The organism is Sphingomonas sp., from assembly GCF_031380695.1.
Lineage (GTDB): Bacteria > Pseudomonadota > Alphaproteobacteria > Sphingomonadales > Sphingomonadaceae > Sphingomicrobium.
The window spans coordinates 1-4099 of the sequence record NZ_JANMWY010000311.1 but is presented as its reverse complement, the minus strand read 5'-3'; the positions used below and the strand labels follow the sequence as shown (position 1 = coordinate 4099).

At 70.2% G+C, this 4099-nt stretch carries 5 protein-coding genes; 3 read left to right on the top strand and 2 right to left on the bottom strand.

Annotated elements, in window-relative coordinates; genetic code table 11:
- Window positions 1-488: S1 RNA-binding domain-containing protein (locus RMN84_RS11280; protein ID WP_309612264.1), on the top strand; the 488-nt coding region annotated here is incomplete at its 5' end.
- Window positions 489-659: 171 nt separating this feature from the next.
- On the opposite strand, the gene RMN84_RS11275 is transcribed toward RMN84_RS11280, so the two are convergent.
- Both RMN84_RS11275 and RMN84_RS11270 read right to left on the bottom strand, forming a co-directional pair.
- On the bottom strand, window positions 660-1352 hold the full coding sequence (locus RMN84_RS11275) for an anti-sigma factor (protein WP_309612263.1): 693 nt from the start codon (window positions 1350-1352) through the stop codon (window positions 660-662).
- A complete protein-coding gene (locus RMN84_RS11270; RefSeq protein WP_405051483.1) occupies window positions 1345-1845 on the bottom strand; it encodes an RNA polymerase sigma factor in 501 nt (166 codons plus the stop codon). The genes RMN84_RS11275 and RMN84_RS11270 overlap by 8 nt, the downstream gene beginning before the upstream one ends.
- An 81-nt stretch (window positions 1846-1926) precedes the next feature.
- Here RMN84_RS11270 and RMN84_RS11265 point away from each other — a divergent pair, with 81 nt between their 5' ends.
- The gene (locus tag RMN84_RS11265; protein WP_309612261.1) at window positions 1927-3288 is read left to right on the top strand and encodes a S8 family serine peptidase; all 1362 of its coding nucleotides are present in this window, start codon (window positions 1927-1929) and stop codon (window positions 3286-3288) included.
- Between the two features lie 74 nt (window positions 3289-3362).
- A complete protein-coding gene (locus tag RMN84_RS11260) occupies window positions 3363-3983 on the top strand; it encodes a hypothetical protein (protein ID WP_309612260.1) in 621 nt (206 codons plus the stop codon).
- Window positions 3984-4099: the final 116 nt, after the last annotated feature.

Sequence of the window (4099 nt, the reverse complement as noted above, 5' to 3'; positions counted from 1 at the left end):
TCAGCGAAATCCAGAGCGGGCGGGTCGAGAATGTCCGCGACGTGCTGACCGAGGGCCAGGAGGTCAAGGTCAAGCTGCTCGAGGTCGACCAGCGCGGCAAGGTCCGCCTGTCGATGCGCGTCGTCGACCAGGAAACCGGCGTCGAGCTCGAGGACAGCCGGCCGCCGCGGGAAGCGCGCGAGGGCGGCGATCGTCCGCGTGGCGGCGATCGTGATCGTGGTCCGCGTCGCGATGGCGGCGGCGGCGGCGATCGTGGTCCGCGTCGCGAAGGCGGCGGCGGCGGCGGTGATCGTGGCCCGCGCCGTGACGGCGGCGGCGGCGACCGAGATCGCGGTCCGCGCCGCGAAGGCGGCGGTGATCGTGGCCCGCGCGGTGAGGGCGGCGATCGTGGTCCGCGTCGTGATCGCGAAGGCGGCAACGGCGCCAAGGACGAGGGCGGCCCCGCCCCCGAGTTCGCCCCGGCGTTCCTGCAGCGCGACGACGACTGAGCGTCACGACGACAGGCTGAAACAAGCAAGGCCCCGCGAGCGATCGCGGGGCCTTTTTGCTGCCTTTGATAAAGTCGTCGACTAGCGGAAATTGAGCAGTCAGGGTCTGGAGATGCGGTCTTGAACCAGCCTCCCCCCGTCAGACGACACCCTGCGGCTCCAAATTACCCGCTAACGCCAGTTACGCGACTGCGCTTCGCGTTCCTGCGCGGCATCGAGCGGGTCGCCCTCGATACCTTGGTCGATCAGGTCGCCGAGCCGCGGATCTCCGGCCGACGCAGCGCGATACTCATCAGCACCGTTGACCGGCCCGAACAGCGCCTCAACCCGCCACTTGTCGCCTGAGCGGCAGGCCAGGCCGGTGCCGTCGCGGCCACCGAAGCTGCGGCACAGCGCGCCATCATGGTTACGAAAGGTAAGGCCGATGCGGGTCGGCGTGCCGCGCTGATCGGCGCTCGCCAGCTGGCGGTCGAGCGCCTGCCGAAGCCCCGCCGCGGCGACCAGCTTACCGCCTTCGATCGCGGTCGGCGCATCGCTGCCGCGCGAGCCGATGGTGGTGCCGAGCCCGATCCCGAGCGCCAGCGTCGCGGCGATCGCCGCCCATTGCGGCAAGGGGCCCGGCCGCTTCTGCCGCAACCGCTCGCGCGCCTGGCCCAGGTCGATGGGCGCTGCGCCGAAGTGATCGGGCGCGGCCGCCTCCATCACCGGATCGAACGCGCCACGCAGCCCGGCACCCAGTGCGCGATGCGCTCGCGCCTGCTTGGCCAGCGCCGGATCGGCGGCAACGCGCGCCTCGACCTTGGCCGCCGCCTCGCCGTCGAGCTCACCATCGAGCCAAGCGAAAAATTCCTCCTCGTCAGTCACCGGATCCGTCCTTCTCTCCTAACAGCGCCAGCAACGCCTTGCGACCGCGCACGAGCCGGCTTGACACTGTCCCGATGGGGAGGTCGAGCGCTTCGGCCGCCTCGCGGTAGCCAAGCCCGTCGACGAGGATCAGCGCCACCACCTCCCGCTGTTCGGCGGGCAGTTGCTGCATTGCCGCCATCGCACGCTTGAGGTCGATCGCGGCGTCGGTGGCGGCGCGCGGGTCGAATCCGACATCGGCGCCCAATTCCTCGGGCACGAACCGCGAAATCCGGCGGCCCCGTGCGCGCACCGTGTCGATCCACAGATTGCGCGCGATGCGGAACATCCATGAATCGAAGCGCGTTCCCGCTTGCCACTGCGCCGCCGACCGAAGAGCGCGCTCGACCGTCGCCTGGACCAAGTCGTCGGCATCCGCGCCATTGTGACTGAGCGCAAAGGCGAACCGACGCAGCCGCAGCCAGTGGTTGCGAAGTTCCTGTTCGAACTCGATATTGGAAACCATGCCACCTCATGGGGATGAAACGAGGGCCGGCGGTCGTTTCATCCCGTCATCTAGATAAAAGGATACTTCATGGCCATTCGTTTGTCCCTCGCCCTACTCAGCGCCGCGGCCCTCTTCGCCGCGGCTCCGGTTGCGGCTCAGCTGCTGGGCGGCGGGCTTGGCGGCGCGGTCGGCGGCTTGGGGAACGAGGTCGGCAGCCTCGGTGGCGGGATCGGCCGAACGATCAGCGGCATACCGGGCGGTGTGATCAGCGCCACTTCGCCGGCGCAGGCGGCGCAGCGTCACGCATTGGTCGGCGGTGCGTTCGACCGGATCGACCATCTGGCCAATTCCGTCGCCGACACCGCCGACTCGCTGGTCGATTTGCGGCGGCTGCGACTGTCGCTGCTGGTCGAGGCGCATCGCACCGAGCTTGACCGCGACGGGGCCGGCAATCCGGTGCGCCGCGACCGGTTGATCGCGGTCGACCCCGACCCCGCCAGCCTCTCCGCCGCCACGGCCGCGGGCTTTCGTGTGCTCGCCGATGACCACGAGGACCAACTCGGCCTACGGCTGGTCAGCCTGAGTGTTCCGGCGCGAATGAATCCGCGCAAGGCGCTCGACGCGCTGCACCGCTCGGCGCCGTCGCTGAATGCCGACTTCGACCATATCTACGAGCCCGCCGGGGGCGCGCTGGCGCCGTCGATGGCGCGGCTGGCAAACGGGACCGCGCCGCGCGGGACACGGATCGCGATGATCGATGGTGGGGTCGCCTCCCACCCGTCGATGGCCGGCGCCTCGATCGAGCAGAAAGGCTTCGCTGGCCCCGCCTCAGCGACCGGACACGGCACCGCGGTTGCCTCGTTGTTGGTCGGCGACCAGGGCGCGTTCAGAGGCGCGGCGCGCGGCGCCAGCCTGTTCGTCGGCGATGTTTATGGCGGCAACCCGGCATCGGGCTCGGCACTGACGATCGTCCGCGCGATGGGCTGGGCGGCGAGCAAGAACCCGCAGCTAATCAATATCAGCCTGGTCGGCCCCGCCAACCGCGTCATTGAACGCGCGATCGGCGCGCTGCGAAGCCGCGGCATTATGATCGTCGCCGCTATCGGCAACGACGGCCCCGCCGCCCCGCCGCAATATCCCGCGAGCTACCCCGGAGTGGTGGCGGTGACCGGAGTCGATGCCAAGGGCAAGGCGCTGGTTGAGGCCGGGCGCGCGACTCACATCGACTTTGCCGCCCCCGGCGCCGACCTCGCCGCCGCGCTGCCCGGGTCGGGCTATGCCCGGATCCGTGGCACCAGTTTCGCCGCCCCGCTGGTCGCAGCGCGATTGGCCGCCAATGGTTCGCCCGACCGGCTTGCCGGCGAAGCACGACCGGGCAAGGGCAAGGTCGGACGCGGCATCGTCTGCGGTGAGTGCCGCATCGACCCGCGCAGCGTCGGCGCGAAATAATTCGCGGTGATCGGGATGAAACGCGAGGCGGCGGTCGTTTTCCCCATGCAATTTCGATGCACAGGAGAAATGACATGAAGACACTCATCGCGCTTTCGGTCGCCGTCGCCGCGACCCTCGCCGCCCCGGCCTCGGCCCAGCTGCTCGGTTCAGTCGGCGGCATGGTCAGCGGCGTCACCGGCGGCAACCTTGGTGGCAGCGCTGGCGGACTCGGCGGCGGTCTCGGCGGCGCGGTCAGCGGCGCGCTTGGCGGGACCTTAAGCGGTAACGCGGGCGGCGGCCTTGGCGAGATCCAGCGTACCGTCAACGGTGCGGTCACCGGCAGCGTCGGCGCGTCGCGCTCGATCGACACCGGGAGCGGTTCGGCGAGCGGTAATGTCGGCCTCGCCGGCACCGTCGAAGGCGCGACCCAGGGCCTCGCCGGAAGCGTTTCGGGCAGCGGCAATGCCGGCGGTTCGGCGCAGTTGATCGGGACCGACGCCGTCCAGTCGGCGGTTGGCAACGTCCGCGACCGCGCGACCAGCGCTGCCGGTGAGCTGCGCGGCCGTGCCGCCGGTGCCGCCAACGCCGCCAACGCCGCGGGCAACGCGGCCGGCAACGCCGCCGGATCGGTCAACGGCTCAGCCAGCGGTAGCGCGTCTGGTTCGGCGAGCGGCAGCGGGTCAGGCTCGACCAGCGGCTCGATCGGCATCTAACGACTTTCCCAGTCCCCAGCCCGGGCCCGCCTCACCCCGAGGCGGGCCCGTTTTCGTGCGACCAAGTGGCAGGACGGTAATTTTGCGAAGTCACGGAAGCTAGCGAATCGCGCTTT

Excerpts from the sequence above, each read along its gene's own strand:
- RMN84_RS11265 (WP_309612261.1), top strand. The coding sequence starts at position 1,927 with ATGGCCATTCGTTTGTCCCTCGCCCTACTCAGCGCCGCGGCCCTCTTC.
- RMN84_RS11260 (WP_309612260.1), top strand. The coding sequence starts at position 3,363 with ATGAAGACACTCATCGCGCTTTCGGTCGCCGTCGCCGCGACCCTCGCC.